Origin of the sequence: Colwellia sp. MT41, from assembly GCF_001444365.1 — a bacterium.
Classification (GTDB): Bacteria; Pseudomonadota; Gammaproteobacteria; order Enterobacterales; family Alteromonadaceae; genus Colwellia; species Colwellia marinimaniae.
On record NZ_CP013145.1, the window covers coordinates 1,234,819 to 1,261,435 of the forward strand.

Below are 26,617 nucleotides of genomic sequence, written 5' to 3' on the forward strand. Positions count from 1 at the left end.
GGCCGTAATGAGCACTCTTTTCTAAAGTTCACTAAAGCCCCAGCGCTCGGCCAATTAATTACTATAATTAAATTCTAATACTTGTAGCCAGTGGTTAATTGTCTAATGAAGCAGACACTGTTAACTCTCTCTCTTTTCTTGTTTTTTTCCTTTGCTTGGGCTAACTATGAGAAAAGCCTTATCGAAACATTAACCACGATAGAGTCGTTAGTCGTCTCTGAGCCTGAACAGGCACTTAGGGCAATAGAGCAACTGAAAAAGAGCAAAGTACAGTTAACGACAAAACAAAGAGTTAAGCTCATTAGGCATGAAGTGGTAGCGAATACCTACTTAAATCATCATAAAGTCGCACTTAATATTATCGAAGAGGTTAAAGAAATAGCCCATTTGGCAAGTGATAAGAGCTTTCTTTGGCATTACTACAACACCAAAGCCATTGTTTATTGGCATATGGATAGTATTGAAGAATCACTAGATTTTAACTTAAAGGCCTATGGTGTAGTAAAAAGCATTACTGAGTTCAGTCAATATCAAGCCATTAGTGAAGGCAACGTTGGTTATGCTTTTATTAAATTAGGTTTTTTTCAGCAAGCGGTTACTTATTTGGAGTCCGCGTTAGCAATAGTATTAACCCATGATAATGTTGTTATGTTGGCGTCAACCTATAACAACTTAGGTGAAGCCTACTTAGGGATTAAAAATTATCAGAAATCTTTTGAGCTACTAGAAAAGTCACTGGCGATACGACTCGAACATCAGTTGACATTTCATACATCATTTTCTTATCAGAATCTTGGACTCTTTTATTATCAACAAGAACAATATCAACCAGCAGAAATTGCTTTTAATAAAGCCATTGAAATAAGAGCGCAAGCGGGTTTTGTTAAAGGCTTACTGGTGAGTCAATTGGCCTTAGTTAAGGTTTATATTGCCAGTAATAAATATGTATTAGCACAACAAGTGATTACAGCAGTGATAGTGACAGCGAAAAAACAAAAAAATAATACTAGCTTATCAAATGCTTTTGACCTACAACGACAAATATATGCTGATAGCCAAGATTACCAAAGCGCTTATCAAGCCTCTTTACTTTATCAGCAAACCTTAGAGCAGGTGGTTTCGCGGAAAACCAGCATTAAACTGGCTAGTTACCTCAATACTTCAGAGGCCATTTCTAAAGATCTAAATATATTAGAACTAGAAAAAAATGCCGAAATTAAAGCGCTGCAAGTTAATAGTGAGCGACAAAAAACCAAAATCATGCTTATTTCTGGTTTTTGTATGGTAATTCTTCTGACTATTTTTTTATGGACCGTGCAAAAGAGTAAAAAAGTCATCGCAAAAACAAACGCCAACCTGTCTTTAACCTTAACTCAATTGCAACAAACTCAAGAGAAGTTAATTAAATCGGGTAAAATGTCGGCGCTAACGACCTTAGTTTCTAGAATGGCGCATCAAGTAAATACTCCTTTAGGCATAGCCGTTACCGGGGTATCTCATATCCATGAAAAAGTGACATGTTTTGAGACATTAATTGCGGGCGGCAAGGTGAAAAAGTCAGAGATTGATTTATTTATGACCGACTTGAACAAAGGCTGCGAGCTTTCTTCAAACGCTATGGCTAAAGTTGCCGGATTAATTAGTCAATTTAAAATGATTTCTGAAAATTTGGAGGCGGAAACGCAACAAGAGTTTGAAATTTTTGAACATGTATCTAAGCATACTGACTTAGTGTTAATCTTGCTTAAACAAGATAAACCCATCATTAATATCTCAGGCAGCAAGGTGCGGATATTAGGCTATCCAGAAGCATTGAATAAGATTTTTAGCCAATTAATTGCTAATTCTATTGACCATGCTTTTGCGGATACCCTAAGCCCAGAAATAAATATTGAGATTGCTAAAGTAAAGGATCAGCTTGAAATTACTTATCAAGACAATGGTAAAGGTATTGACTCAGCGATGGTGAATGATGTCTTTGAACCTTTTTATACCACGACTATGGGCAATAAAAATTTGGGCATTGGGCTAAGCATAGTATACAACCTAGTGGTGCAGCTTATGCAGGGCAATATTCAATGTATACCCCAAAAGGGAAAGGGCATCATGTTTTGTATCACTTTACCCCTGAAGGTAAAGTCAGCTTAGTTTAATAATAATGAGTTAAGGCGTGTGGTTTATATACCTAAATCATGACACCATTGGCTAGCGTTGAGAAACTCTTGCTGAATGGCTTGTTTGTTTAAGGCATGACTGGTAATTAATTGGTTAATATCATCATTTTTTCCTGAGATGAACGCCGTTGTTAACTTCAATAACTCGCCTAAGGGGCCTGCTTGTTTTAGTAACGCTTGTTCAATGGGGGGAGCCAAAGGCATGGTTTTGATTATTTGGGCCATGGGCATGGCCAACATCACTTCAATGGCACTGAGTAAACCGGTAATAAAAGCAAATTCACTCACCGATTGAAAGCTATTACTATGACTTAGCTCAGCCATCATTTTTCCGGTAATGAGTGCCTGTCGGCACACTTCATCCGCAGTATCCGAGGTTAAATTTGATAACGCTAAAATAGCGACAAATTGGCATAACTGATCATCACCTAAGTAGACCGCTGCTTGTTTTAGCGAAGTGATTTCAACCCTAGAGCCAGTTGAAACATTATTGACCATCTTCAGTAAAGCTATACTGAGGTTGACATCGTGACTGATGATTTTGCTCACTTGGTCGTAATTTATTGGCGTATTAAAGGTTTCACTTAATAACTGTAGCATTTGGGTTTTTTGGCTGGTTAGCTTTTGCCCGGCGACTATTTCCGGTTGATGATAAAAATAGCCCTGAAAATAAGTAAAACCGATTTCGACTAGAGCTTGTCTTTGGTATTTTGTTTCAACTCTTTCCGCGGCCAGCTTTATATTATAAGGCTTCATTCTAGGCAGGGCCGCAATTATCCGTTTAGGGTTAATTTTTTCTAAGTTTACTTTTATTATGCTTATATAGGGAAATAACACGTCCCAATGAATCGCTAAGTCATACTCAGTTAAAGCTATTTGGTAACCTTTGCCATGATAATAGCCAAGAATTTTTAATAAGTTTTTTGTCGGTTTTTTATGACCGACTAATTCAATCACTATGCTACTTTTATCAAACATTAACGGGTATTTATGAATTAACGAGTACTCAGTGAAATTGATAAAGGCGACCTTGCCCATGCTTAATGTTTGTATATCACTATAAATATGGTTTTGGATAATTAATTTAGCGCTGGCCACGTTGGGATCTATTTCTGGGAATTTATTGTCAGGGCTATCTCGAAAAAATAGCTCATAACCAATGGTTTCTAACTTATGGTTTAATATGGCTTGGCGAGCAATATAGGTTTTTTTCATGCAATATTAGTGGTTGAACTGCTTTAGTTAACTATACACTTAACCACGCGAATGAGTGATATTTTCTAGTGTTTTTACTAAAGCTGACTAGGAAATAACGAGCACAGCCATAGTTCACTTTCGTCATAGTTAATTTTCTTTATCGGATTCTGTCAGTTTATATTTAAAGGACCCGCCGGTGTCAGGATCATTATCTTTAATGTCACTTTTAGTACAGCAAAATCAACGTACCAATATCATCCATGAATTTACCTTATTAGCATGAAATATTGACCTAGTTCAATGAATTGTTAAAAAAGCAACTAGAATGATTAGGGGTTAATTAACCTAATAATTTTAATTGGAGATTTTTAACATGTCTAAGAAAAAATTAACCACAGCGGCGGGTTGTCCGGTCGCTGATAATCAAAATGTTATGACCGCAGGCCCGCGCGGGCCACAACTTTTACAAGATGTTTGGTTTTTAGAGAAATTAGCTCACTTTCATCGCGAAGTCATTCCAGAAAGGCGCATGCACGCCAAAGGCTCTGGTGCTTTTGGTAAGTTTACCGTCACCCATGACATCAGCAAGTATACCCGGGCAAAAATATTTTCGGAAATAGGCAAAGAAACTGAATTGTTTACTCGCTTTACTACCGTGGCTGGTGAACGTGGCGCCGCCGATGCCGAGCGAGATATTCGTGGCTTTGCGGTAAAGTTTTACACCGAAGAAGGCAATTGGGATTTAGTCGGCAATAACACGCCGGTATTTTTCTTAAGAGATCCGTTAAAATTTCCAGACTTAAATCATGCGGTAAAACGCGATCCTAAAACCAATATGCGCAGTGCCACTAATAATTGGGATTTTTGGACCTCACTACCCGAGGCCTTACATCAAATTACCATTGTGATGAGTGATAGGGGCATTCCGGCAACTTACCGTCATATGCATGGTTTTGGCAGTCATACCTTTAGCTTTATCAATGCCAATAACGAACGTTTCTGGGTGAAGTTTCACTTAAAATCCCAACAAGGTATTAAAAACCTCACTGATGCTGAAGCCGAAGCGGTAGTAGGTAAAGATAGAGAAAGTCATCAAAGAGATTTATTTGACGCCATTGAAAAGAATGACTTTCCTAAGTGGACTTTAAAAGTGCAAATTATGCCGGAAGCGGATGCCAATAAAGTGTCTTACCACCCCTTTGATTTAACCAAGATATGGCCACATAAAGATTACCCGCTCATTGAAGTTGGCGTAATGGAGTTAAACCGTAATCCGGAAAATTTCTTTGCCGATGTTGAGCAGTCCGCTTTTAACCCCGCCAATGTAGTACCAGGTATCGGCTTTTCACCGGATAAAATGCTGCAAGGGCGATTATTTTCATACGGCGATGCCCAGCGTTATCGCTTAGGGGTTAACCATAATCATATCCCGGTTAATGCACCGCGCTGTCCAGTACATAGTTATCACCGAGATGGTCAAATGCGCACCGAAGGTAATCAAGGGGCAACTATTGGTTATCAGCCTAATAGTCAAGGCGAGTGGGCAGAGCAGCCCGGTTTTTCTGAGCCGCCGTTAGATTTACAAGGTTATGCCGCGCATTGGGATCACCGAGAAGATGAGGATTATTTTTCTCAAGCCGGAGATTTATTCCGCTTAATGACAGTTGGGCAACAACAAGCGCTATTTAATAATACCGCCGGCTCAATGAGTGGCGTACCGGATGACATAAAGCAGCGCCATATTAAACATTGTACTGCGGCGGATGCTGCCTATGGCGCAGGGATAAAAACGGCATTAAATTTATAAGGTCGTATTGAAAAAGATTGATGAAATGAAAAAGCGAGAACAGCCAAAGGCAAGTACTCGCTTTTCATTTTAAGTTTTTTTTAACGTTATGTTAACTTTACTTTAAGTCAAAGCGATCTAATTGCATCACCTTAACCCAGGCAGCAATAAAGTCATGAATGAACTTTTTATCGGCATCGTCTGAGGCATAAACTTCGGCAATGGCTCTTAATTCTGAGCTAGAGCCAAAAATCAAATCCACCGGAGTTGCTTGCCACTTTAACTTGCCTGACGCGCGGTCATGACCTAGATAAATGCCAACGTTAGCTTCATCTTTACTCCAGACAGTCGACATATCAAGTAAGTTGACAAAGAAGTCATTGCTTAATACACCCGGTCTATTGGTGAATACCCCGTAAGATGAACCGTCATAGTTGGCAGCTAGTGAACGCATACCACCAACAAGTACTGTCATTTCAGGGACATTTAAACCGAGTAAATTGGCTTTATCCACTAACATTTCAGCGGGTGACATATAGCTCTCATCGGTGTAAAAATTACGGAAACCATCGGCTTTCGGTTTTAAGTAATTAAATGATTTAATGCTCGTTTGCGCTTGGCTAGCATCAGCACGGCCAGGAACAAAGGGCACAGTAACTTGAGTTCCACCTTGTTTGGCGGCATTTTCGATGGCAGCAGCACCACCTAAAACGATTAAGTCAGCGAGTGATACTTGGCTTGAAGACGATTGCTTGTTGTATGCCGCCTGAATACCTTCAAGTTTAGCCAATACCTGGTTTAACTCTTTTGGGTTATTTACCAGCCAACTATTTTGTGGCGCAAGATTGATACGAGCACCATTGGCGCCACCACGCATATCAGTGACTCTATGGCTAGACGCTGCCGCCCAAGCGGTTCTTACTAACTCAGCGGTGCTTAAACCCGAGTTAATAAGTTGCTTTTTAAGCTTACTGATATCTTGGGGAGTAATAAGCGGCTGCGTTACTGCTGGAATAGGGTCTTGCCAGCTTAGTACTTCACTGGGCACGTCGGCGCCAAGATATCTTGCTCTAGGGCCCATATCTCGGTGGGTTAACTTAAACCAAGCTTTAGCAAAGGCTTTATCAAATTCAGCGGGATCTTTTCTAAAACGCTCAACAATCTTACGAAAACTTGGATCTTCCTTTAAGGCAATATCGGTAGTGAACATAATAGGCGCATGACGTTTATTGGCGATATGGGCATCAGGCACTAAATTAGCCGCCGCTTTATCGTCAGGCACCCACTGTTTGGCACCAGCAGGGCTTTTAGTCAGTACCCAAGTAAAGTTCATTAGGTTGTCTAAGTAGTTAGAGGACCACTGCGTAGGGGTAACCGTCCAAGCGCCTTCTAAGCCACTGGTGATGGTATCTGCGCCAACACCTGTGGCACAGTTGTTTTTCCAGCCTAGGCCTTGCTCTTCAATATCTGCTGCTGCTGGCTCTGCGCCAATACATGCGCTCGGTTTTTTCGCGCCATGTGCCTTACCTAAGGTATGGCCACCGGCAAGTAAGGCCACTATTTCTTCATCATTCATGGCCATACGGCCAAATGACATTCTGATATCTTTAGCGGCTAACAGCGGATCAGGGTTGCCGTGTGGCCCTTCAGGGTTAACATAAATCAAGCCCATTTCTACCGCGGCCAGTGGGCCGGTTAAGTTACCTTTCTTATCTCGGCGCTTATCCGTAAGCATGACTGTTTCTGGTCCCCAGTAAACTAAATCGGCTTCCCAGTCATCCGTTCTACCACCGGCAAAACCAAAGGTTTTAAAACCCATTGACTCAAGGGCAACATTACCGGATAGCACCATTAAATCTGCCCAAGAAATTTTACGGCCGTACTTTTGTTTAACCGGCCATAATAATCGCCGTGCTTTATCTAAATTGGCATTATCTGGCCAACTGTTCAGCGGATCGAACCTTTGTTGCCCGCCAGAGGCGCCACCTCGGCCATCGTGCACGCGATAAACACCGGCACTGTGCCACGCCATGCGTATCATCAATGGACCATAATGGCCCCAATCGGCAGGCCACCAAGCTTTTGAATCGGTCAGTGTAGTTTGAATATCTTTTTTAAGCTGGGTTAAATCTAGGCTGGCAAACTCTTTGGCATAATTAAATTGCTCGCCGTATGGGTTTGATTCAGCGCCATGTTGGCGCAGTGGACTCAGGTCTAGCTGTTCAGGCCACCAAAACTGATTGGTTTTTATTTCACTGGCCGCAAACACTTTTACCGGTAGTAGCATTGATGACAGCGCAAATGTAATTGCCGCGGCAATAGGCAGAGTTTTCTTTAACATGGTAGTGTCCTCGTTTGCTAAATTAGTGATAAGTAATTTAGTTATAAATAAATTTATATAAATCATAGGGAAAGTAGCGGTAGTTGCATATTTGATTAACGTGAAGATAAGCTTCTATTTTTCTTATGGTCAAAGAGGTGACTAATTTTGCCTTTATGATTAAAATCATATTTATATTCAATAAAAGCTAACATTGAATTTTCATTAGCTTTTCATTAGGTAATCATCAAAATATGATCACATTAAAACAACTGCACTATGCCTTAGCGATTGAAAAAACCTTACACTTTAAAAAGGCGGCAGAGGCGTGCAATGTCTCTCAATCAGCATTAAGTACCGCAATCACTGAACTTGAGAAACAGTTAGGGGTTACGGTATTTGAACGCAATAATAAACAGGTATTAGTCACCAATAAGGGGCAATTAATACTCAATAAAGCCAAAAAAGTGCAGTTGGAGTTAGACCAGCTGTTACAAATAGCGCAAAGCGATCAACAAGCCTTTTCCAGCCCCATGACTCTAGGGGTGATTCCGACAATTGGCCCTTATCTGTTGCCGAAAGTCTTACCCGAAGTCAGAAAGCAGTATCCGAGCTTTAAATTAAAAATCATTGAAGAACAATCACATATATTAGTTGATAAGGTGCGTACTGGGGAAATTGATGCCGCCATATTGGCCTTACCTTACCCGTTAGCGGGCTTAATGAGTTTCGAATTTTGGCAAGAGGATTTTTATTGGGTTTGTCATAAAGATGAATGCCCGGAAAAAATTCAGGAAATTAGCAGTGAAGAATTAGAAATTGATAAGTTGATGTTGTTAAAAGATGGTCATTGCTTAAAAGAGCATGCCTTAGCGGCTTGTCGATTACAAATAAAAAAGCAAGACTCAGATTTTGATTCGGCTAGTTTACATACTTTAATTCAAATGGTTGCTGGTAAGTTAGGTACGACACTGGTACCACAAATGGCCTTAGATCAATTAATCTATAACGAATCAGAGCTGAGGGCCATTCATTTAAATGAACCTGGCCCACATAGAACCATTGCCTTAGTTATCAGACCCAATTATGTCAGAACCAATGAGTTGACCCTGCTAAAAGATATTTTTAGCCAGCAATTAACCGATAAATGTAGTTTGCCTTAGCACGACCGGTACTTTAGTTTAATCGAAGTATATATTCGATATTGTTAAATTTACTGAATGATGAAGGTGGTGCACACTAGGTGCAACTTAAATAGACCAGGTGAACACTTATGAAAAGTATAATTAATGGTGCAATTGATCAGGTGGTTAGTACTGTAACAAGCAATATAAAATTAATTTTCACTGTAACTAGTGTTAAAAAATCAGTCCTTAATTGTAACTACTCCAACAATTATTATGGCGATCAGTATTGCCAGCAAAAGAGTAAATAAAACGGCAAACTATTAAGTCTGCTCAGGTAACTAAAGTGAATAAAGCGGCTGACATGCACCATGATTTTATCTGCTGGCTGTCAGCCTTTTTGTTGAGCTAATACCAAACTGCTTGGTAATTTTACTCCTGGCCTTTAATGCGAGTGCTTAGTCATTATGTTTCGCGATTGCTGCTTAGTTATTAACGGTTAAGCAAGTGAACATAGTTTTATTCTTTGACAATTAGCCCAGATTTCATCACAAAATCAACAGTAAGTAACTCTTTGATATCTTCTAATGGGCTGTTATCCATGGCAATAATGTCGGCGATTTTACCCACTTCAATGGTACCTAACGAGTCAGATTTACCAATTAAGTCGGCGGCATTCACTGTCGCTGTTATTAAAATATCTTGCGGCGTCATGCCAGCGTTAAACATCAGCACCGCTTCTTTGGCATTGTTGCCATGTTTAGAAACACCGCTATCCGTGCCATAAGCAATTTTCACCCCAGATTGGTATGCACGTTTAAAGTTGGCAATCATATCGCCACCAACACGAATGGCCTTGGCACGAATAGCGGGCGACATAAAGTCAGTGTTTTTCGCTAAATTTACTACAGTATCGCCAGCCATCAAGGTCGGCACCAGATAAGCGCCTGTTTGCTTGAACAGTTTAATACTTTCTTCATTGGCGTAACTGCCATGTTCAATACTATCGACACCGGCTCTTAACGCCGCGTTTATACCTGCAGCGGCATGGGCATGACTGGCTACTTTTCTGCCTAAGGCATGGGCTGTGTCTATCACTTCTCTTAATTCATCATCAGACATTTGTTGGCCTGTACCGGTATTAGTATCTGATAACACACCACCAGTAGAGGTTATTTTAATAACGTCAGCGCCAAATTTTATGGCTCGGCGGGTAGCGCGGCGACAATCATAAGGGCCATCACAGATGGTTTTTGCGGTATGCATTTCTAACAGAGCAGGGCTCATGCCATCTACATCGCCGTGACCACCGGTTACGGCAACATTACTGCCAGCGGCAATTATTCTCGGTCCTTGTAGATAGCCTTTAGCAATACCATCACGTAAGGCATAGCTTTGCTCGGCATTGCCACCTAAATCTCTGACGGTAGTAAAACCAGCCATTAGCGTTTTTTTAGCAAAATAGATACTTTTAACTAATTTGTCTGCATCAGACATTCTTAGTTTTTCACTATCATTTTCAGGGCCTAACTCACCTTGCAAGTGGACGTGCATATCCATAAGGCCGGGCATGACAAAACTATTGGATAAATCTATAACTTTGGCATTGGTAGCTATTTTATTCGCGGCGATAAAGCCCGATTTAAGCGCAGTGATTATGCCATCTTTAACCACTATGGTTTGTTTCGTTAAGGGCGCTTGCCCAGGAATGGTTAAGACTTGACCCGCATGAATGACATAGGTTTGTGCGGCAAGTTGAGTGGCTACTAGAGCAGACAGTGTTAGCCCTAACAGGGTCGAGGCTTTCATTGATGATTTAATTAAAGCTTTCATAATATTCCTATTATTATTTTTATCAATTGTCACTCACCATAGCAAGCTTAGCTGCACTGGGGAATTCAAATAGCTCTAAGGCACGAAACCTATGGTTGAATAACGCCAACTGGCTTTGTCTCAAGGCCATGTTTGTTTACATGGGTAATCAGCTCAGGAAAAAATGCTAAAAATACCGCTTCTAGTTCGCCATAGTGGCGATTGATATCAGCAATGCAGCCACTAAATTGATTAGCAAAACGAATGCGCTTGGCTATATTATCAAGCGCAAAACCTATGCCTGCTACTGTTTCATATTCCTTAAACCAATCATTTTGTGTCATGGGTGTAACTACCTGCTGCATTTTACTCGGCATATAGCTAAGGTTTTCATTGAGTAGGGCATAACTGCTTTGTTTAAATTGGCGCAAAGGTGTTTGATGAAAGCGTGACCAATGCCGTATCAGGAAGTGATCAAACAGCACATCTAAGGCAATACCGGCAAAGCGTCTTCGTTCTGTAGAAAATAAGTTTTTCGCCTGTTTTACTGCGCTATGGCTATCGGTAAAGCGATCAACTAGGTAATGGTTTTCTAAGCCTAACTGAACGCCTGTCGATAGCTGCTGAGCATGAACCTTGCCGCCAAAGTCACCCAACAGATTACCAAAATGGGAATCTGCATTCGGTTGGGCGAAATATAGATGCGCTAAATAATTCAAATGTTATACCAAACTAATTGTTATATTTTATGGGACTAGGACCACATTGTTAATTGATCTAAAATATAGCACGCTTTATTTTTAACATTAATTATGAAAGAGAAAAATTTTTTTACTTCATTTTAATTAAATAAAATTAAATAAAATTAAATTTTGGCGTTATTTTATCAGCACAGCCAAGTCGAAAAACGTACTAATGATTAATGCTCACCAGTATTACCCTTTTTCAGAGGGTAAGCTAAACGCTGCTTTAGTAGATAAAGCAGCGACCATGCTGCTGGTAATGGTTATAACAGCCGAGTGGTCACTGTGGCTGATGAGTATGATGTCGACGCGCAATTAGAAAACCACATAGAACAATTAGCCGTGCGTTTCTCAATAGCATAGGGTTTAACGGTTGCACAAATACAGACGCTAGGCTTATATGTTTCAGAGCCAGGTAACCACAAAAAATGGATCATGTCATTGCTGAGCCAGGCTTTTTTGTTGTTAACAGCAGCGGAAAAATACCACTAGTTGATATTTAAAATAACCCCTTTGCTCGCTCTGAATTGCAGCTTTGCTCAATGGTATGGCTTGAATAAAAATACTGATAATAATTATCCAGTTCGTGGTATGCATAACTAATAATGAAATTGTCGATAATAAAGGTCATACCAGTGTCGAGGTTTAAGGTATAATATTTATACTTTAAATCAGCTAAGTTAATTGCTGGTTTCATGCTGAAACAACTCATTTTGGGTTAATAGTTTAATAGATAAGTAGTAGCTATGGCTGAGATACGAACAAGAATTTCATTAAAGATAGGTCCCAATAGTGACATTCCCGCTGAAATGGTGTCATTTAGGGATCTAATTTCTGATAAAGAGCATGTTGCCTTGGTTTTGGGCCAGGCAGATACCTTGCAAAAAGTCCCCCTGGTTAGAATTCACTCTGAATGTTTAACCGGCGATGTTTTTCATTCATCTCGCTGTGATTGTGGTGAGCAACTTGATGAAGCGATTGCTCTTATGGCAGCTGAAGGGGGGGTAATTATTTATCTACGCCAGGAAGGCCGTGGTATTGGTTTATATAATAAAATTGATGCTTACAAGCTGCAATCCGAAGGAATGAATACTTACCAAGCGAATAACCATTTAGGTTTTGGTGATGATCTGAGAGATTTTACCGAAGCTGGACAAATGCTCGAAGCACTCAATATTCATCATTTGAAATTACTGACCAATAACGATTTAAAAGTTAAAGCGTTAACTGATTATGGCTTAAAGGTTGCCGAAGTCATCAGTACTTCAACCTTTATTAAGGAAGATAATGTAGATTATCTGAAAGCAAAAATATCTGATGCGGGTCATAAATTGACTTTAGATTAGTATTTTAGCTAAAAATAGCGACTCAACGCCCTATTTTATAGGGTTGTGCTGTCATAATACCAGTGTTACTTTTTTTATTACTAACGCATAGCCAGTTATAAGCCTCGCTGCCATTCTTGTCTTAAGTTAGCTGTACTTGGCTGCTGTAAAGCCTGCCTTACTTGGCCCAAAAGCGCTTCCTTATCATGGCCTAAGACACCTTTGAGTACCAGATAGTTGGAGGCATGATCAGAGCGGAAAATGGTTTTTTCTAACTCAAGCTCTGATAACAGTACTTCCATTTCGCTAAATAATTCTTGCTGTGTTAATTGACGAAAAGGTTGCAGTGATGCTTGGCTGAATTTAACGGCAAAGCGTTGTTCACCTAAAGGGAAAGACACCACCAGTGTTGATAAGTAGTTAGGTTGCGCTTCATTCATCAATTTTGCTGAATTGATGGCGTGTTGGCGAGATAGTTCTGGACCGCCAAGGCCATTTAAAATCATCACCGAACTTTTTATGCCCGCTTGTTTTATTTTATTAAGGGCAATCAATGAGCTTTGATAGGTTTCGCCTTTCTCAATTAACGCCAGCACTTCATCGTCACCACTTTCACAACCGATATACATTAACTTCAACCCTAGGGTTTGCAACTCAGCTAGTTGTTCGACTGTTTTATTGGTTAAATTTCGCGGTAAGCAATAACTAGAGACCCGACCTACTTGTGGTAAATGCCGCTTTATTAACTCGAGAATTTCTTTTAAACGCTTGAACGGCAACATCATGGCGTCACCGTCAGCTAGGAATACCCGTCTGGTGGTAATGCCTGAGTTAGCAACTTTGATAATTTCTTGCTCTATCAGGTCAATTTTCTTTGGTTTGAATTTTTTATTTTCACTGGTATACATATCGCAGAAGGTACATTTATTCCAAGAGCAGCCATTAGTGACTTGTAATATTAGGCTTTTCCATTCACTTGGTGGGCGAAATACCGGTTCGATATAATTCAAAGGATACATAATTAAGGTCTACTTAGTTAGGCGCAAGCTAAATGGGCAATTAATGACTCTACTTGCTCTTGTACTTAGCTTACTTTGTTAAAAGTAGTTTATCAGATATAGCCTATTTCATTGACTAATTTAATCCTAAACTCTAGCTGTATATGATTACCCCATAATAAGATTACCAAACAATCCCCAAATCCCGCCATCACAAATGAGTTCGTTATTTGTACAGTTAATCTAATTATCATTATCATTAGACCGCCAACTCAGCTATAATGCGCGACTTGAAAAATCCATGATCACTTTTTCGTTCGGAGTATAGGCTTATCATCACAACAAGTAATATCACCATGCAATTTGGCGCAGAGCCGTTGTTTGAAAATATCTCGGCTAAATTTGGCAACGGTCACCGTTACGGTTTGATTGGCGCAAATGGCTGTGGCAAGTCTACCTTTATGAAAATACTCAGTGGTGAGTTAACACCAACTTCAGGCAATGTGTCGGTTAGTACCGGTAACAAAGTTAGTACTTTGGGCCAAGATCAGTTCGCTTTTGAAGAGTTCAATGTTATTGATACTGTGATCATGGGTGATATGCCATTGTGGAAAGTAAAGCAAGAACGTGACGCTATTTACGCACAAGAAGAAATGAGTGAAGCTGATGGCATGCGTGCAGGTGAATTAGAAAGTGAATTTGCTGAAATGGACGGTTACACCGCTGAAAGTCGCGCCGGTGAAATCTTATTAGAAGCGGGTATTGATGAGTCTTTTCATTACGGCTCCATGCAACAAGTTGCCCCAGGTTGGAAGTTACGTGTTTTGCTTGCTCAAGCATTGTTTGCCAACCCGGATATTTTATTACTCGATGAGCCGACTAACAACTTGGATATTCATACCATTACTTGGTTAGAAGGTGAGTTGAACAAACGTAAATGCACCATGATCATCATTTCTCATGATAGACATTTCCTTAATGCTGTTTGTACACATATGGCCGATATTGATTACGGTGAATTACGTATTTACCCAGGTAATTATGAGTTTTACTTAGAGCAGTCTGCTTTATTACGTGAACAGTTATTATCAGGTAATGCTAAAAAAGTGGAAGAAATTGCCGAGTTACAAGACTTTGTTAACCGCTTTGGTGCCAATGCTTCAAAAGCGAAACAAGCCAGTTCACGCGCTAAAAAAATGGACAAAATTAAATTGGATGATGTGAAAGCATCAAGTCGTATTAGCCCTAAACTTGCCTTTGCCCCAGGTAAAAAAATGCATCGCCAAGCCTTAGAGCTGGAAAACCTAGGTCATGGTTTTGATGGCAAAATGTTATTTGAAAAGGGTGACTTATTGCTAGAAGCAGGTACCAAGTTAGCCATTATCGGCGAAAACGGTGTCGGTAAAACCACCTTGTTACGCTGTTTAATGAATGAATTAGAACACAATGAAGGTGTGGTTAAGTGGTCTGAAAATGCTTCAGTGGGTTATTGCCCGCAAGATAGCGGTTCTTTTTTTGATAACGACTTAACGCTAATGGATTGGATGTCACAATGGCGTAGACCTTGTCACAACGATTTAAGCGTTCGTGGTATGTTAGGGCGTTTATTGTTTAGCGATGATGACGCCAACAAAAAAGCACGTAACTGTTCAGGTGGTGAGAAGAACCGCTTGTTATTTGGTATGTTGATGATGGCAGATATTAATGTATTGATCATGGATGAACCAACTAACCACATGGATATAGAAGCGATTGATGCTTTAAATAACGCTCTTAAAGCGTTTGAAGGTACACTAATCTTTGTTAGCCATGACCGTGAGTTTGTCTCAAGCTTGGCGACACGTATTATTGATATTAAAGATAAAAAATTAGTTAACTTCCAAGGTTCATTAGATGAATACCTTGCTAGTCAGATAGAAGCCAAAAAAGTAGCATAATAGTTAACGGTTAACGGTTAACGGTTAATTGTTAAGAAAATAACTGACACACGCTATTTTATTAGCGAGTGTCAGTTTTGACTTCAATGATACTTGAATATAGCCTTAATTTCATTGAATAACCGTGGTAAGAAAACTGCTCTATTGCTTGAGTTTTAGCTACGTTAATCAGTAAATCGATATCACCACTAGCAAGCATCAATAAAGCTCATGCCCAAGGCTTAGCTATTTAGTAGTTATTCGAACTGTTGGTATAAGAGTCTCAATTCCCTTATTCACACCATAAACATCGTTAGGATAAAACCCTAGGGTTATATGGAAGTCTTTAGCAGTTAACACTAAACTTTGACGATAACTTTTCGCCTGTGCAGATTGGGCAACAACAAAATATGCTGTTTTATGGTCAACACTTACTCGTGCTAAGCCACGTAACGATACGGATAACTTTGTTCCTATCGCGATACGTTTGCATAGGTTTTGGTATTCATAGGGATTAATTAATGTCATGTGGAAAGTGTGATGATCTCTCTTACTTTGGTACTGTCGATACAGGGTAAAGTCATCACCTAATATTTGCTTCATCTGGAATAAATATACATCGAGGTCGGCAGCATTAACTTTTCCGCCTATATAGCTTAAACCACTATTATCCGTTAATTTAACTAACTCTATTTGAATAGACTTTACGGTTGCTTCTTTTACTGCTTCTTTTACCACTTCACCAAGCTCAGTCAACTGTTTATCCGTTAATTTAACTAGCTCTATTTGAATAGACTTTACGGTTGGTTTTTTTACTGCTTCTTTTACCACTGCATCAAGCTCAGTCAACTGTATTTGTTCAATTTTATGCTCCGTATTTTCCATAGCATGCTCGGTTATTGTATGGGCAAATAAACTCGTTTGCCAAAATAAAGCAATAGTGCATAGGATAGCTTTGAAACTAGTTATATTATTGATTTTTTGCATCTATACCAACCGATTAATGAGGGTTTAACATTAGCGTTTATTTAATTTCTGCTAAAATATGAGGCAATAATAACATTAATTTTCTTTGACCAGGTCATTAGATAATGCAGGAAAAATTATCGGTAATAAACATTCTCGGTAATCCATACCTAGGCTAAAAGCATTTTAATTCTCGCCAAATGAGCAATAACTTAGCCCTATTGGTATAAATGATCTTGAACGGGTGCTAGTTAGTAGGAGGATCTTATTAAGGGGGGATCATTGTTGTCTTCGTTTTCCAGGATAAAGGTTCCCGGGCTTCAGTTTTATTAGTAGGCAGACTGGATGAATTATACTTACTTTGCTGGTAAATATAGCAGATTAGCGGGTTTTTCGGTGCTAACGTGTCACTTTGACATTAGCTTGCAGCAAGCACTTTTAAACTGCAACCCTAGAAAGTAACCGCTAACTAAACCTTAATGTATTTATCTCTAATCTTATAGACTGCTTGTTTACTGATACCAAGTGCTTTGGCTATAGTTACACCGCCATCACCACTCAATAATAATTCAATGGCTTTAACTGTTCTCGTGTTCTTATGTTCTGCTAGAAAGAGTTCTATTGCTTTCTTGTTCATGACGATTACTCTACGGATATATTTTCTAGTCTCAGATACTATGCATCGGTCAACTTATTGCCATATTACTAATGGCTCATTATATTCTGCACACACCTCGACTATTCCCTCCGTTGAAAATTCAATAAATGCTTCAGTTGCGCTAGTTGTGATGAGAAACTAAAGGCTCACCTTGATTGATTAGGTTATCTTTCTAGACTTCTTAACTATGATTGTTGCCGGCTTAGTGTTGGATGGCTCTGGTTTTACCCATTTAACTGCAGGAGCAACAAGTTTTTCCTCTTGAATCTTGTTGTATATCTCTTCACGGTGTACTGATATGTCTCTAGGTGCATCAATGCCAATGCGTACTTGGTTACCTTGTATGGCTAATATTGTTAGGGTGATATTATCACTAATGATTAGTGATTCACTGATCCTTCTGGTTAGTATTAACATTGCTTATTCCTTATTTGCTTGCCATGAAGTTAGGTGTATTTACTGGAAACTCGGTTCCTTGATAATGAATAGTATAGTGTAGACAACTAAAAGTTAACTGCTGTGTTGTGGTATTTTGTTTAGAACTGTTGTCAAATGTATATCACTTGAGTATAGCTCTTGGTTATAGCAGGGAATACCGGGATAAATACTGCCAGACTTCAGTTTTATTAATAAGCAAGTTGTATAAATGATACTCGCTTTGACTATTAATGTAGCAGATTAGCCGCCTTTGCTAGCTTTACCTTTCTTCAGACCATGGTAACTGTCTTTAGATGAGGGAGCACATTATAGATTTTCGTTTGCTAAATTTTCGCTTGATGACTCACCCTGTGGCAAGCGCTTGTTAAATTCTCGTCTTAGCAAATAAAAGCTGACCCCTGCTTGAATACATACTGTGGTTACCGAGACATACCAAAGTTGTTCAATTTGAAAGTCCTCTTGCTGTGATAACCACAGGGCTGGGAGGATAAAGGTGATTAAACGTGTGGCTGTGCTAAATAAAGCTGGCATGGTATTACCGAGGGCTTGAAACATGCCTGAGCAGGTGAAAACTAAGCCTGATGGCACAAAGTTCCAACAGATAAGCTGTAAAAAAACGACACTAATTAACAACACTTCTTGGTCATTTGAAAAGGCTTGCACCATCCATTCAGCTTGGCTTAAACAGGCTAGTGTCAGTATTGCCATTAGTGAGCAGGTCATAATGGCAGACCAAGTAAAGGTTTCTCTCACTCTTTGGTAATTTTTTGCGCCAAAATTTTGCCCAGCAATTGCTGGCGCAGCAAAAGCAATAGCCATGGCCGGTAAAAATAACGATTGCATTATGCGCGATCCTAGGCCAAATCCTGCTTGTGCATCCGCACCAAAGGGTTGAATTAACCAATAAATGGTGCCCATATAAACAAACATCAAGAAGAACTCGCCACCGGCAGGTAAGCCAATAGCGAGTAGTTTTTTTATGCGCGCTGTATCAACTCGCCAAAGAGAAAAGTCGACACTGACGTATTTCTCTGCTGTTTTAAAGTAATAACATAAAAGAATGACGGCAAAAACAACGGATATTGAACTAGCTAATCCGGCACCGGCAATCCCCATGGCATAGCCAGAGCCCCAGCCAGCAATTAATATCGGCGACAGGAGTATATTAACTAAAATAGAAAGTGTTTGAATGATCATAGTTGGCTTAACAATACCAGTGCCACGCAATGCTGAGCTAATCGAAACCATAACAAACTGCAATGCCATACAGGGAATAAACCAATGCAGGTAGGTTAAGCCCATCTGCACCGTTGCTAGGTCTTGTGAGATTAAATTGAGGTAAGCTTCGGCTCCTACGTAGCCAATAATACAAACTACTAGGCCCGTGACGGTAGATAACATCATCGACTGGTTGAACGTCAGGTTAGCATCTTCTCTGTCTTTTGCGCCTACTGCATGAGAGATAAGTGCTGCAGTACTGACATTGAGTATTTGGGTGAGCGCAAAGATTAAAAACATGGCATTACCCGCTAAACTCAATCCTGCTAGGGCAGCAGCGCCTAATTTACCAACAAAATATAAGTCAACGATAAAATATAATGTTTGGATAAACATGCCTATCATCATGGGTAATGCCATGTTAATTAGATGTTTAGGGATTGAGCCTTGAGTAAGATCTTTCATGGTCGATGAAATCCGTTGGTGATTGAAAAACTGAGAAGAACAGAGGAAAATAGCCAAGCGCTATTAAGCGTATCTAACGGAGTAACATAGCGCATTTTTTTGCTTAAATAAATGCCAAGCCCCTAATAACAGAGCTCTAGCAGTAATTAATTATCTGCTCAGGTTATTTAGAGTCAATGCCAGCAGAAACGTCAATGGTGAAGCCAGGTTACTGGCCATAATCTTTTACGGGTTAAATTCAGGTACTTTTTTAAATAGCGAATGAAATGAGCTTGATCACTAAAAGCAAACGGGTAAGCAATATCTACCCAGTTAAGGTCACTTTGCTGGCGTTGTTATAAAAACGCTAATATATCCTCCAGCTTGTTCATCGATTGACATGGTTTAAGGGTTAATCCGGTTACTTTTAAAAAGCTGCGTTCTAAAGTATGTTGGAGCAGTGCAGGGCTGCCCCTAAGTCATTAATCCCTGTATTGGCCAATAGCGGCAGCACTTACGTTGCGCAGACAACTGACGCATAGCTAATATCATCATGAGAATCATCATGCCAGTGAGTGAAACGCTACCACCATGACTATGAGTTTCTTGGTAATATTCAACATACTCAATATCATAATCACTACTCTCCAAGGGTAAAGCATATAAACTATTACTGTCATCACTGCTATAAGTAGCAATAATATTTGCGTAACCAACTTCATATAGATCGATGAGTACATCGTAATGATTAGGATTAAAGCCTTGGCTTAAGGTGCTATAGACTTCAAAAGCATCTTCTGAGCTTTCACCCTGAATAACAAAACTGTCGGTAGTGTAGTAATGCTGCCAAGGGCCGCCATTTTCGCTTAAGTATAACTCGGCATAGACAACAGCCTTATCATAAGGGTTATAGGTGATTAAATCGGCATCAAAGGTGACACTAAAAGTTTGATAGTAACCATCTAAATCAAGGTCTGCTATTAATTGTGCATAGCCTTCATAAATGACAAAAGTGCCGTCACTGAAGCTTCTACTGGTATTGTTTACTTTTGGGGTTTCAGCCATTTTCTTAAATAATCTGGCTGAGATATTTTTGTGAACTTGTTGGTTTTTTTGCTTAATAACTTCATCACGTGTGCTGGCCAAGGCTTTATTTTGTGCTTGGTCGCTATCGCCAAGTATGACTCTATGCTTGATGGCTTGCCTCAGTTGCTCTGCTGATAGCTTGTTAGAGGCGCTTGCTGATTGCCCGATAGAATAACTTTGCTCAGCAAAACTTGGCAATGTCATTAACAGCAAGGTTAACATTAAGCTTAATTGCAAACTGGTGACCAGTATGGGCGATAACCTTGAAGTTACTGGTGATGTTAGCTTTGAGCTAAGGTGTGAAGTAACTTTGACCGCCTTATTTAAGGTCACTCTGGAAGATAACTGCTTAAGTAAATTGTTCATCATTAAATCCTTGTTACGTTGCTTGCTACCATTAAAGCGCAAGTTAGATGAACTCAAGCTGAACATCTTGATAACTCCTAGAGCCGCTACTAAGAAAATGTTCAGCCCTTGTTCAGCTAGTATTTGGTATCATTAAGGGAAACTTGGTTTATTTGCGAGCAGCATTCTTTTACACTGAATGTTATATAGGATTATCTGCATTAGGGTTTGAGATGAAATTACGCATTTTTTTATTAACACTGTTTATGAGTGTGCTGACCTTGTGTGCCAGCGATGCTTGGTCGGCAGAGAAGCAGGTTCATAAACAAGGCAATAAAAAGGTTACTAGCTCAAAACAAGCGGCAAAAATAGTACAAAAACAATATGGCGGTAGGGTGTTAAAAGTTAATAAACAAAAAAACAATGCCGGTTATCGAGTTAAAATTGTTAAACCTAATGGTCAGGTGATCTCTAAAAAGGTCAATGCTAAAACTGGCAAAATAGAAAACAATTAATTTTAAAGGACGTAGCTGAAGGAAAAATTATTATGCGTTTGCTTTTAGTTGAAGACGATCCAGCCTTGCAGCAAGAGTTGCAACAACAATTAGTGCGGCAAAATTACTCGGTCGATGTCGCTGCTGATGGTGAAATTGCTTTATTTCAAGGCCTTGAATATGACTATGATATTGCTGTGATTGATTTAGGTTTACCTAAAATAGACGGTACTACAGTGGTTAAAAAATTAAGAGAAAAAGGCCGAAACTTCCCCATTTTAATTCTTACCGCCCGGGATCGCTGGCAAGATAAAGTCGCCGGTTTAGATGCTGGCGCTGATGATTACCTCACTAAACCTTTTCATATCGAAGAACTCAGCTCGCGCTTAAATGCGTTGATCAGGCGCAGCGCGGGTAAGGCGAGTTCGACCATTCATAATGGTCCCTTTAGTTTAGACACCACTACCTCGCAAGTATCAGTAGAGCAAATAAGTGTTAATTTAAGTGCTCAAGAATTTAAAGTGTTTAAATATCTTATGTTGCACATAGGGGAGGTGGTTTCGAAAACCACCTTAACTGAGCACATATACGATCAGGACTTTGATTTAGACTCTAATGTTATCGAGGTCTTTATTAGACGTTTACGGAAAAAACTTGACCCTGACAGTAAACATAATTTTATTGAAACTAAGCGTGGTCAAGGCTATCGTTTAATTGACTTTACTGCTTAGGTGTTTTCTTGCTGCCATTTTTAAAGCCTCGAATTAAAATGTATTTAAACTCTTTCTTCAATTCCCTTAAAGTACGTTTGATGGTGAGTCTACTGGCGATGGTGCTTATTATATTGCCCACCGTTGCGTTTATCATCATGAACTCTTTTGAGAAACACATGGTGGGCAGTATAAAAAATGAATTAACTGCCTACAGTTATACCATTTTGGCGGTGGCAGAAGTTGAACAAGCTAGGCTCATCATGCCGGAAGCATTAATTGAAAATCAGTTTAATGTTAGTGATTCAGGCTTATATGCTTTTATCTCGCAGCAAGAGAGCAAGCAAGCGGATACAAATAATACCCTAAATAAGAAAAGTCTACATAACAAAAGTGCCACCTTATGGCGCTCGCAATCTTTGCTTACCCTTAACTTACCCAATAAACTACCTAAACAATTAGTAACCCTGATAACGGGAGAAACAGCTTTTACTCACATTGAAATTAATAGCTTACCGCATTTTATTTATAGCTATGCAGTAAGCTTTACTGATGATAAGTACAGCTTTCCCATGACGGTTCATATCATCAAAGACAAACAAAGCTACTTACAACTCATTAATGATTTTAAACAGCAACTTTGGCTTGGTTTAGCGTTTTTAATGGTCATTATATTTTTGCTGCAATTTGTCTGGTTAATGTGGACATTAAAACCATTATCGACTTTAGAGCAAGAAGTTAAGGCGATTGAACAAGGTAAAGCACAACGGTTGACGAGTGTTTATCCAAAAGAGTTATCGCCACTAACCAGGCAGTTAAATCAGTTATTAGCAACTGAGCAAAAGCAAAGGCAACGTTATCGTAATGCTTTATCTGATCTGGCCCATAGTTTAAAAACACCCTTGGCAGTTTTACAAGCGCAAAGCGATATTTCTGTGATTAACCAAGAGCAAATTAATCGTATTAATTCCACCATTGACCATCAATTAAAGCGCGCACAAAGTGCTGGACATTCTTCTTGGCTGTTGGGCATTGCCGTAAAACCCGTGGTAGATAAGTTACTTAAGACCCTAGCTAAAATTTATCATGATGAAGATAAAAAAATAACCAGCAAGTTAACAGATAAACTGACCTTTAAAGGTGATGAAGCAGATCTGCTTGAGCTGTTAGGTAATTTATTGGATAACGCTTATAAAGCAGCAAAAAGCACTATTATGCTAACGGTTAGCCAACAAGGTGATGTGTTAGTTATTTGCATTGAAGATGATGGTGTCGGTATTAAAAAACAGCAAATCAGCCAAATACTAGAGCGCGGCGTTCGTGCAGATACTTATCCTGAAGGACATGGTGTTGGCTTAGCAATAGTGCGCGATCTAGTGGCCAGTTATCAAGGCAAGCTGCACATAGGGCGCTCTGAAAAATTAGGCGGAGCAAAGTTTACTCTGAGCTTTGCTAATAGCTAGTTTCGTGGTAAATAGATAAGCTGCAGCTGGCAAGTTATTTAATCAGCTCAGCTGCTTACTCTTCCTACCTAGCACCTAGAAAATAGCAACTAGCAAGTTGATGGCTTTTGTTCAGCCTTGGTTCAGCTAAAGGGGTTTACTCTATTCAATAAGATCAATAATGAATAAAGGTAAGCTTATGCACATACATCAACCCCCTTGGCTAATTGACTTTAAAAAAAGCGTGTTAAAGCATAGCCCTTTAAAAGCTAATGCTTTAAACTTTAGCGCTGTACAATATAGTGCCGTACTGTTCATGCTGCTGTTGGCTACTACGCTACTTTCAACTACGTTATTTTCTGCTGCAGTTTTGGCGCAAGAGCAACAAGCAGAGCAAGAGTCGATATCTGCAGCTGAACTTGCACAAACCTTAGCACCTATTGCCTTATACCCAGATACCTTACTCACACATATTCTTATTGCCTCGACTTATCCCATTGAAGTGATTGAGGCTGAACGTTGGCTCAATAAACATTCGACCTTAACCGCGGCACAAATAGAAAAAAAAGCACAGAAAAAAGATTGGGATGCCAGTATTAAAGCGCTGTTAGCTTTTCCTCGAGTGATGGCTAAATTGAGTGAAGATCTTAGCTGGATGCAAAAGCTCGGCGATGCCTTTTTACAAGATGAAGCCAGAGTGCTAGCCAGTATTCAAACGTTACGACAGCAGGCGGAGCAAGCCGGTAGTTTGGCTAATATGGACAATGTCGAGGTGATAAAAGAACAGCACATTATTATCATCGAGCCCGCACAGCCTGAGATTATTTATGTGCCTTATTATGATACCCGCGTGGTCTATGGCCGTTGGCATTGGTCCCATTACCCACCAATTTATTGGCATAATCCTTACTATTATGCCGCTCATCATGGTCACTTTTATTGGGGCCATGGCGTACATATTAGCAGTCACTTTTTCTTTAGTGCCTTTAATTGGCATAACCGCCATATAGTAGTGAATCACTATAATCGACATGCTTATCACCCAAGCAAAAAAATCGTTATTAGTCATCAGGCAAAACGTTGGAGTCATCAACCTAAACATAGACGTGGCGTGGCCTACAGTAGTGGCCGATTAACACATAAGTATTATGGCGTAGCTCCTAGTGTTCATGATACAAAAGTCGTTCGCAGCACTAAAGTTCACAGTAATAAGGTTCACCGTAATAAAGTTCACAGTACAAAAATCGTTAAGCAGACGGGCCATCATTCGACTAACAAACACTATGTGGCAGATAAACAGCCACATCTTAACCATGCCGTACATAAGCAAAGTAAGCAAAAGTCATTTTCGCAATCAAAGCAGCATAAGCAGGTGCAAAGACAGTCCGTTTATCAGCAGCCAGTGTCAAAGCCCTCACCACAACAAGCGTCAAAGCAATCAATCAGGCAGTCGAGCAGAGCAGCACCCAAACACCTAGTAAGGGCGACTAAACAGCATAAAAGCCAGCATAACTAAGGGCAAGTATTTATGGAGTACATTAGTAGGCAATAGTCGTTACTTAGCGCTTATTAATAGCGTTAATAGGGGGGAGCTAAGATCTAATGGGTAAAGTTCATTTCAGCTGTTATCCACGTAGTAAAAATGTTTAAGCGCGCTATTTTTGCGGAGTTAGCATCATAAACAAAATAGCGTTTTACCACATTTGGGTGAGGGATGTTTACTGGCATAACAAGTTGCCCCGACTTTAATTGTTCAATACATAAATACCTGGCAGCTAGGGTAAAGCCATGGCCGTTGAGTACCGCATTCAGCGCCATATCAGTGCTGTGCACCTCAGTCCATTGTTGATGCTCTTGATAACCTGGAGTATTACTGTGCTCAAACCAAGATGGCCAATCGTAGCAACCAGGATTATCTAAACTAACCAGCCATGTTTTCAGTAAATCCGCTGGGGGTTTTAAAACTCATTGATTTAGCCAGTTCAGCCGAACACACCGGATAGACAGGGTCTTCACCAAAATATTGACAAATAAGCTCCTGGTCGGTTTTTTTCTGCACCTTGTTGCCAAAGCGAATGGGTTATTTGTGCCATGTATTGTGCAAATTGAGGCGATTGCAGCCGTGGTTAATAGCACAAAGTTACCAGTTAATGTTATGTGCATGCTTGAGCTAGCTGATTTTGCTAGCTTAAAATCACTGGGTGTTAAGCGCATCAGCATGGGCAACTTCCTTTTTGATGCTTTGCAAGAGGATTTGGCAACAAGGCTCAGCAATATTGTGCAAACCAACTCATTCCAGCCAGTATTTCAGCCGAGCCATTAATCCTTATCGGCATTAATGACAGAGCAAAGTAATGGACTACAAAACTAAGGTAATTATTGTCGTCCATTACTTATAGCATTAGCTTGGCCTGTTTTCTGTTTTCTGTTTTCTGTTTTCTGTTTTCTACTTGCTTAGGCAGGTAATAACCGTTTATTAGTGTGCTGTGCTAGTGTCAGTTGAGGAACATGGCCTATCCCATGTGATTTTTGTTGCCAATAATCGTCTTGTTAGAGTGCGCTATAGCGGTGAGCAACAAGTTTTACATACTGAGCAGCAATCTTTTTTCTTCTACTGTCCTGAGCACAATAGTACCTTTAAAGGCTATTTTGATGGCGCAATTCGCGTCAGAAAAATTAAAATATTGTTTTTAGCGACTGGCCAAGAGCTTAAAGTTAATTCAGCTAAGTTCCATAATAAGGTTTACCAAGCGATTAAAGATATTTCAACAGCCATTGGTTTGGCTGAAAATGAGATTAAATTGCGTGATCATCAACATTTAACCTTTGATATCTTTGCCAAAGATAAAGGCGGAGCGAATACCCTTAGTCACACCTTTAGAGAAATTGCTGATCGTTATGAAAGTCAAAGGCAGAGTATTAGCAGTGCTCATACCTCTATTACCTACGTGATTGCCAGTATCCCCATGGCACGTCGTTTATTAAAAGGCGCTGATATTGATTATTTATCGGATGAGCCGTTTACTAAACTCTATCAAAAAATTGAAAGTGCTTTTAATAAGTCTTGTCAGGCAAATAAAATTGACCAAGCAGCATTGATTGCCAATGGGCTATCGCCATTTGTTCGTTATGATGAAAATGAAGCGGTAAAGGTTACTGGTGAGTTGATTTCTATCGGTGTTAATCCAAAGAATACTGAAACACGTTTTTGCGTGCATTGGGATGCTGATAAGTTAGTTGATACGATCCGACTGGTCTTTTTTGCCGATAAAAGTGATGAAACACACCACAATTATGGCAAGTTTGTTAATCAAGCTATTGCGGCGGTGATAGAATTTTCTGATGAAGTTGATTGGAAAAAAGAAAGTGATGACATTATTGTTCAGGTACACCAACACATCATGTTGAATGTGTAAGTATT

At 39.7% G+C, this 26,617-nt stretch carries 22 protein-coding genes and 2 pseudogenes; 12 read left to right on the plus strand and 12 right to left on the minus strand.

All coding sequences use genetic code 11. From position 1 onward, the window contains the following. Positions 1-105: 105 nt before the first annotated feature. Positions 106-2,148, plus strand: a complete 2,043-nt coding sequence (locus CMT41_RS05210; protein WP_083494217.1) for a tetratricopeptide repeat-containing sensor histidine kinase — start codon at positions 106-108, stop codon at positions 2,146-2,148. A gap of 29 nt (positions 2,149-2,177) precedes the next feature. On the opposite strand, the gene CMT41_RS05215 is transcribed toward CMT41_RS05210, so the two are convergent. Beyond that, positions 2,178-3,389 (minus strand): EAL and HDOD domain-containing protein, encoded by a 1,212-nt coding sequence (locus CMT41_RS05215; RefSeq protein ID WP_057180123.1) that lies wholly within the window; start codon positions 3,387-3,389, stop codon positions 2,178-2,180. 355 nt (positions 3,390-3,744) lie between these two features. Between CMT41_RS05215 and CMT41_RS05220 the strand changes: the two genes are divergently transcribed. Beyond that, a complete protein-coding gene (locus CMT41_RS05220; RefSeq protein WP_058026557.1) occupies positions 3,745-5,178 on the plus strand; it encodes a catalase in 1,434 nt (477 codons plus the stop codon). Between the two features lie 97 nt (positions 5,179-5,275). On the opposite strand, the gene katG is transcribed toward CMT41_RS05220, so the two are convergent. Continuing rightward, positions 5,276-7,498, minus strand: a complete 2,223-nt coding sequence (gene katG / locus CMT41_RS05225) for a catalase/peroxidase HPI (protein ID WP_058026558.1) — start codon at positions 7,496-7,498, stop codon at positions 5,276-5,278. Between the two features lie 233 nt (positions 7,499-7,731). Between katG and CMT41_RS05230 the strand changes: the two genes are divergently transcribed. After that, positions 7,732-8,640, plus strand: a complete 909-nt coding sequence (locus tag CMT41_RS05230) for a hydrogen peroxide-inducible genes activator (protein WP_058026559.1) — start codon at positions 7,732-7,734, stop codon at positions 8,638-8,640. A gap of 480 nt (positions 8,641-9,120) precedes the next feature. On the opposite strand, the gene CMT41_RS05235 is transcribed toward CMT41_RS05230, so the two are convergent. After that, on the minus strand, positions 9,121-10,434 hold the full coding sequence (locus CMT41_RS05235) for an amidohydrolase family protein (protein ID WP_442855070.1): 1,314 nt from the start codon (positions 10,432-10,434) through the stop codon (positions 9,121-9,123). 89 nt (positions 10,435-10,523) lie between these two features. Then, a complete protein-coding gene (locus tag CMT41_RS05240; protein ID WP_058026560.1) occupies positions 10,524-11,132 on the minus strand; it encodes an acyl carrier protein phosphodiesterase in 609 nt (202 codons plus the stop codon). 166 nt (positions 11,133-11,298) lie between these two features. Between CMT41_RS05240 and CMT41_RS19465 the strand changes: the two are divergent. Further along, positions 11,299-11,483, plus strand: a pseudogene (locus tag CMT41_RS19465) (NAD(P)H-dependent oxidoreductase); the annotation flags it as partial. Positions 11,484-11,655: 172 nt separating this feature from the next. Here the strand turns inward: CMT41_RS19465 and CMT41_RS05245 are convergent. Then, positions 11,656-11,853: a hypothetical protein gene (locus tag CMT41_RS05245; protein WP_143760098.1), complete on the minus strand. Its 198-nt coding sequence runs from the start codon at positions 11,851-11,853 to the stop codon at positions 11,656-11,658. Positions 11,854-11,902: 49 nt separating this feature from the next. Between CMT41_RS05245 and CMT41_RS05250 the strand changes: the two genes are divergently transcribed. Then, positions 11,903-12,502, plus strand: coding sequence for a GTP cyclohydrolase II (locus CMT41_RS05250; protein ID WP_057180129.1), 600 nt, complete (start codon positions 11,903-11,905; stop codon positions 12,500-12,502). Between the two features lie 95 nt (positions 12,503-12,597). On the opposite strand, the gene CMT41_RS05255 is transcribed toward CMT41_RS05250, so the two are convergent. Continuing rightward, positions 12,598-13,500 (minus strand): radical SAM protein, encoded by a 903-nt coding sequence (locus CMT41_RS05255; RefSeq protein WP_057180130.1) that lies wholly within the window; start codon positions 13,498-13,500, stop codon positions 12,598-12,600. A gap of 311 nt (positions 13,501-13,811) precedes the next feature. Between CMT41_RS05255 and CMT41_RS05260 the strand changes: the two genes are divergently transcribed. Then, complete coding sequence (locus CMT41_RS05260) at positions 13,812-15,416, plus strand: ABC-F family ATPase (protein WP_057180131.1); 1,605 nt, start codon at positions 13,812-13,814, stop codon at positions 15,414-15,416. Positions 15,417-15,641: 225 nt separating this feature from the next. Here the strand turns inward: CMT41_RS05260 and CMT41_RS05265 are convergent, their stop codons facing one another. The 5 genes and pseudogenes from CMT41_RS05265 to CMT41_RS05280 form a co-directional block, all read right to left on the minus strand. Beyond that, positions 15,642-16,382, minus strand: coding sequence for a hypothetical protein (locus CMT41_RS05265; protein WP_058026561.1), 741 nt, complete (start codon positions 16,380-16,382; stop codon positions 15,642-15,644). 448 nt (positions 16,383-16,830) lie between these two features. Then, positions 16,831-16,998: a helix-turn-helix domain-containing protein gene (locus tag CMT41_RS19000; RefSeq protein WP_143760099.1), complete on the minus strand. Its 168-nt coding sequence runs from the start codon at positions 16,996-16,998 to the stop codon at positions 16,831-16,833. Positions 16,999-17,271: 273 nt separating this feature from the next. Then, a pseudogene (csrA, locus tag CMT41_RS19470) lies at positions 17,272-17,436 on the minus strand (carbon storage regulator CsrA); the annotation flags it as partial. A 327-nt stretch (positions 17,437-17,763) separates the two neighbouring features. After that, the gene (locus CMT41_RS05275) at positions 17,764-19,140 is read right to left on the minus strand and encodes an MATE family efflux transporter (RefSeq protein ID WP_083494218.1); all 1,377 of its coding nucleotides are present in this window, start codon (positions 19,138-19,140) and stop codon (positions 17,764-17,766) included. Between the two features lie 453 nt (positions 19,141-19,593). Beyond that, complete coding sequence (locus CMT41_RS05280) at positions 19,594-20,637, minus strand: choice-of-anchor H family protein (protein ID WP_232300020.1); 1,044 nt, start codon at positions 20,635-20,637, stop codon at positions 19,594-19,596. Positions 20,638-20,783: 146 nt separating this feature from the next. Between CMT41_RS05280 and CMT41_RS05285 the strand changes: the two genes are divergently transcribed. The 4 genes from CMT41_RS05285 to CMT41_RS05300 all read left to right on the plus strand — a co-directional run bounded on the left by CMT41_RS05285 (position 20,784) and on the right by CMT41_RS05300 (position 24,712). Beyond that, on the plus strand, positions 20,784-21,065 hold the full coding sequence (locus tag CMT41_RS05285) for a PepSY domain-containing protein (RefSeq protein WP_058026562.1): 282 nt from the start codon (positions 20,784-20,786) through the stop codon (positions 21,063-21,065). A 32-nt stretch (positions 21,066-21,097) separates the two neighbouring features. Continuing rightward, a complete protein-coding gene (locus tag CMT41_RS05290; protein ID WP_058026563.1) occupies positions 21,098-21,775 on the plus strand; it encodes a response regulator transcription factor in 678 nt (225 codons plus the stop codon). A gap of 38 nt (positions 21,776-21,813) precedes the next feature. Further along, positions 21,814-23,217, plus strand: coding sequence for an ATP-binding protein (locus CMT41_RS05295; RefSeq protein WP_058026564.1), 1,404 nt, complete (start codon positions 21,814-21,816; stop codon positions 23,215-23,217). A gap of 178 nt (positions 23,218-23,395) precedes the next feature. Then, on the plus strand, positions 23,396-24,712 hold the full coding sequence (locus CMT41_RS05300) for a DUF3300 domain-containing protein (protein WP_083494347.1): 1,317 nt from the start codon (positions 23,396-23,398) through the stop codon (positions 24,710-24,712). A gap of 83 nt (positions 24,713-24,795) precedes the next feature. On the opposite strand, the gene CMT41_RS18545 is transcribed toward CMT41_RS05300, so the two are convergent. Then, positions 24,796-25,137 carry a LysR substrate-binding domain-containing protein gene (locus CMT41_RS18545; RefSeq protein ID WP_335338157.1) on the minus strand — a complete coding sequence of 114 codons (342 nt, stop codon included), beginning with the start codon at positions 25,135-25,137 and terminating at the stop codon, positions 24,796-24,798. An 82-nt stretch (positions 25,138-25,219) separates the two neighbouring features. Here CMT41_RS18545 and CMT41_RS05310 point away from each other — a divergent pair, with 82 nt between their 5' ends. Both CMT41_RS05310 and CMT41_RS05315 read left to right on the plus strand, forming a co-directional pair. Continuing rightward, positions 25,220-25,519, plus strand: a complete 300-nt coding sequence (locus CMT41_RS05310) for an isocitrate lyase/phosphoenolpyruvate mutase family protein (protein WP_058026566.1) — start codon at positions 25,220-25,222, stop codon at positions 25,517-25,519. A gap of 169 nt (positions 25,520-25,688) precedes the next feature. Further along, positions 25,689-26,612 carry a DUF3083 family protein gene (locus CMT41_RS05315; RefSeq protein ID WP_058026567.1) on the plus strand — a complete coding sequence of 308 codons (924 nt, stop codon included), beginning with the start codon at positions 25,689-25,691 and terminating at the stop codon, positions 26,610-26,612. Positions 26,613-26,617 lie beyond the last annotated feature (5 nt).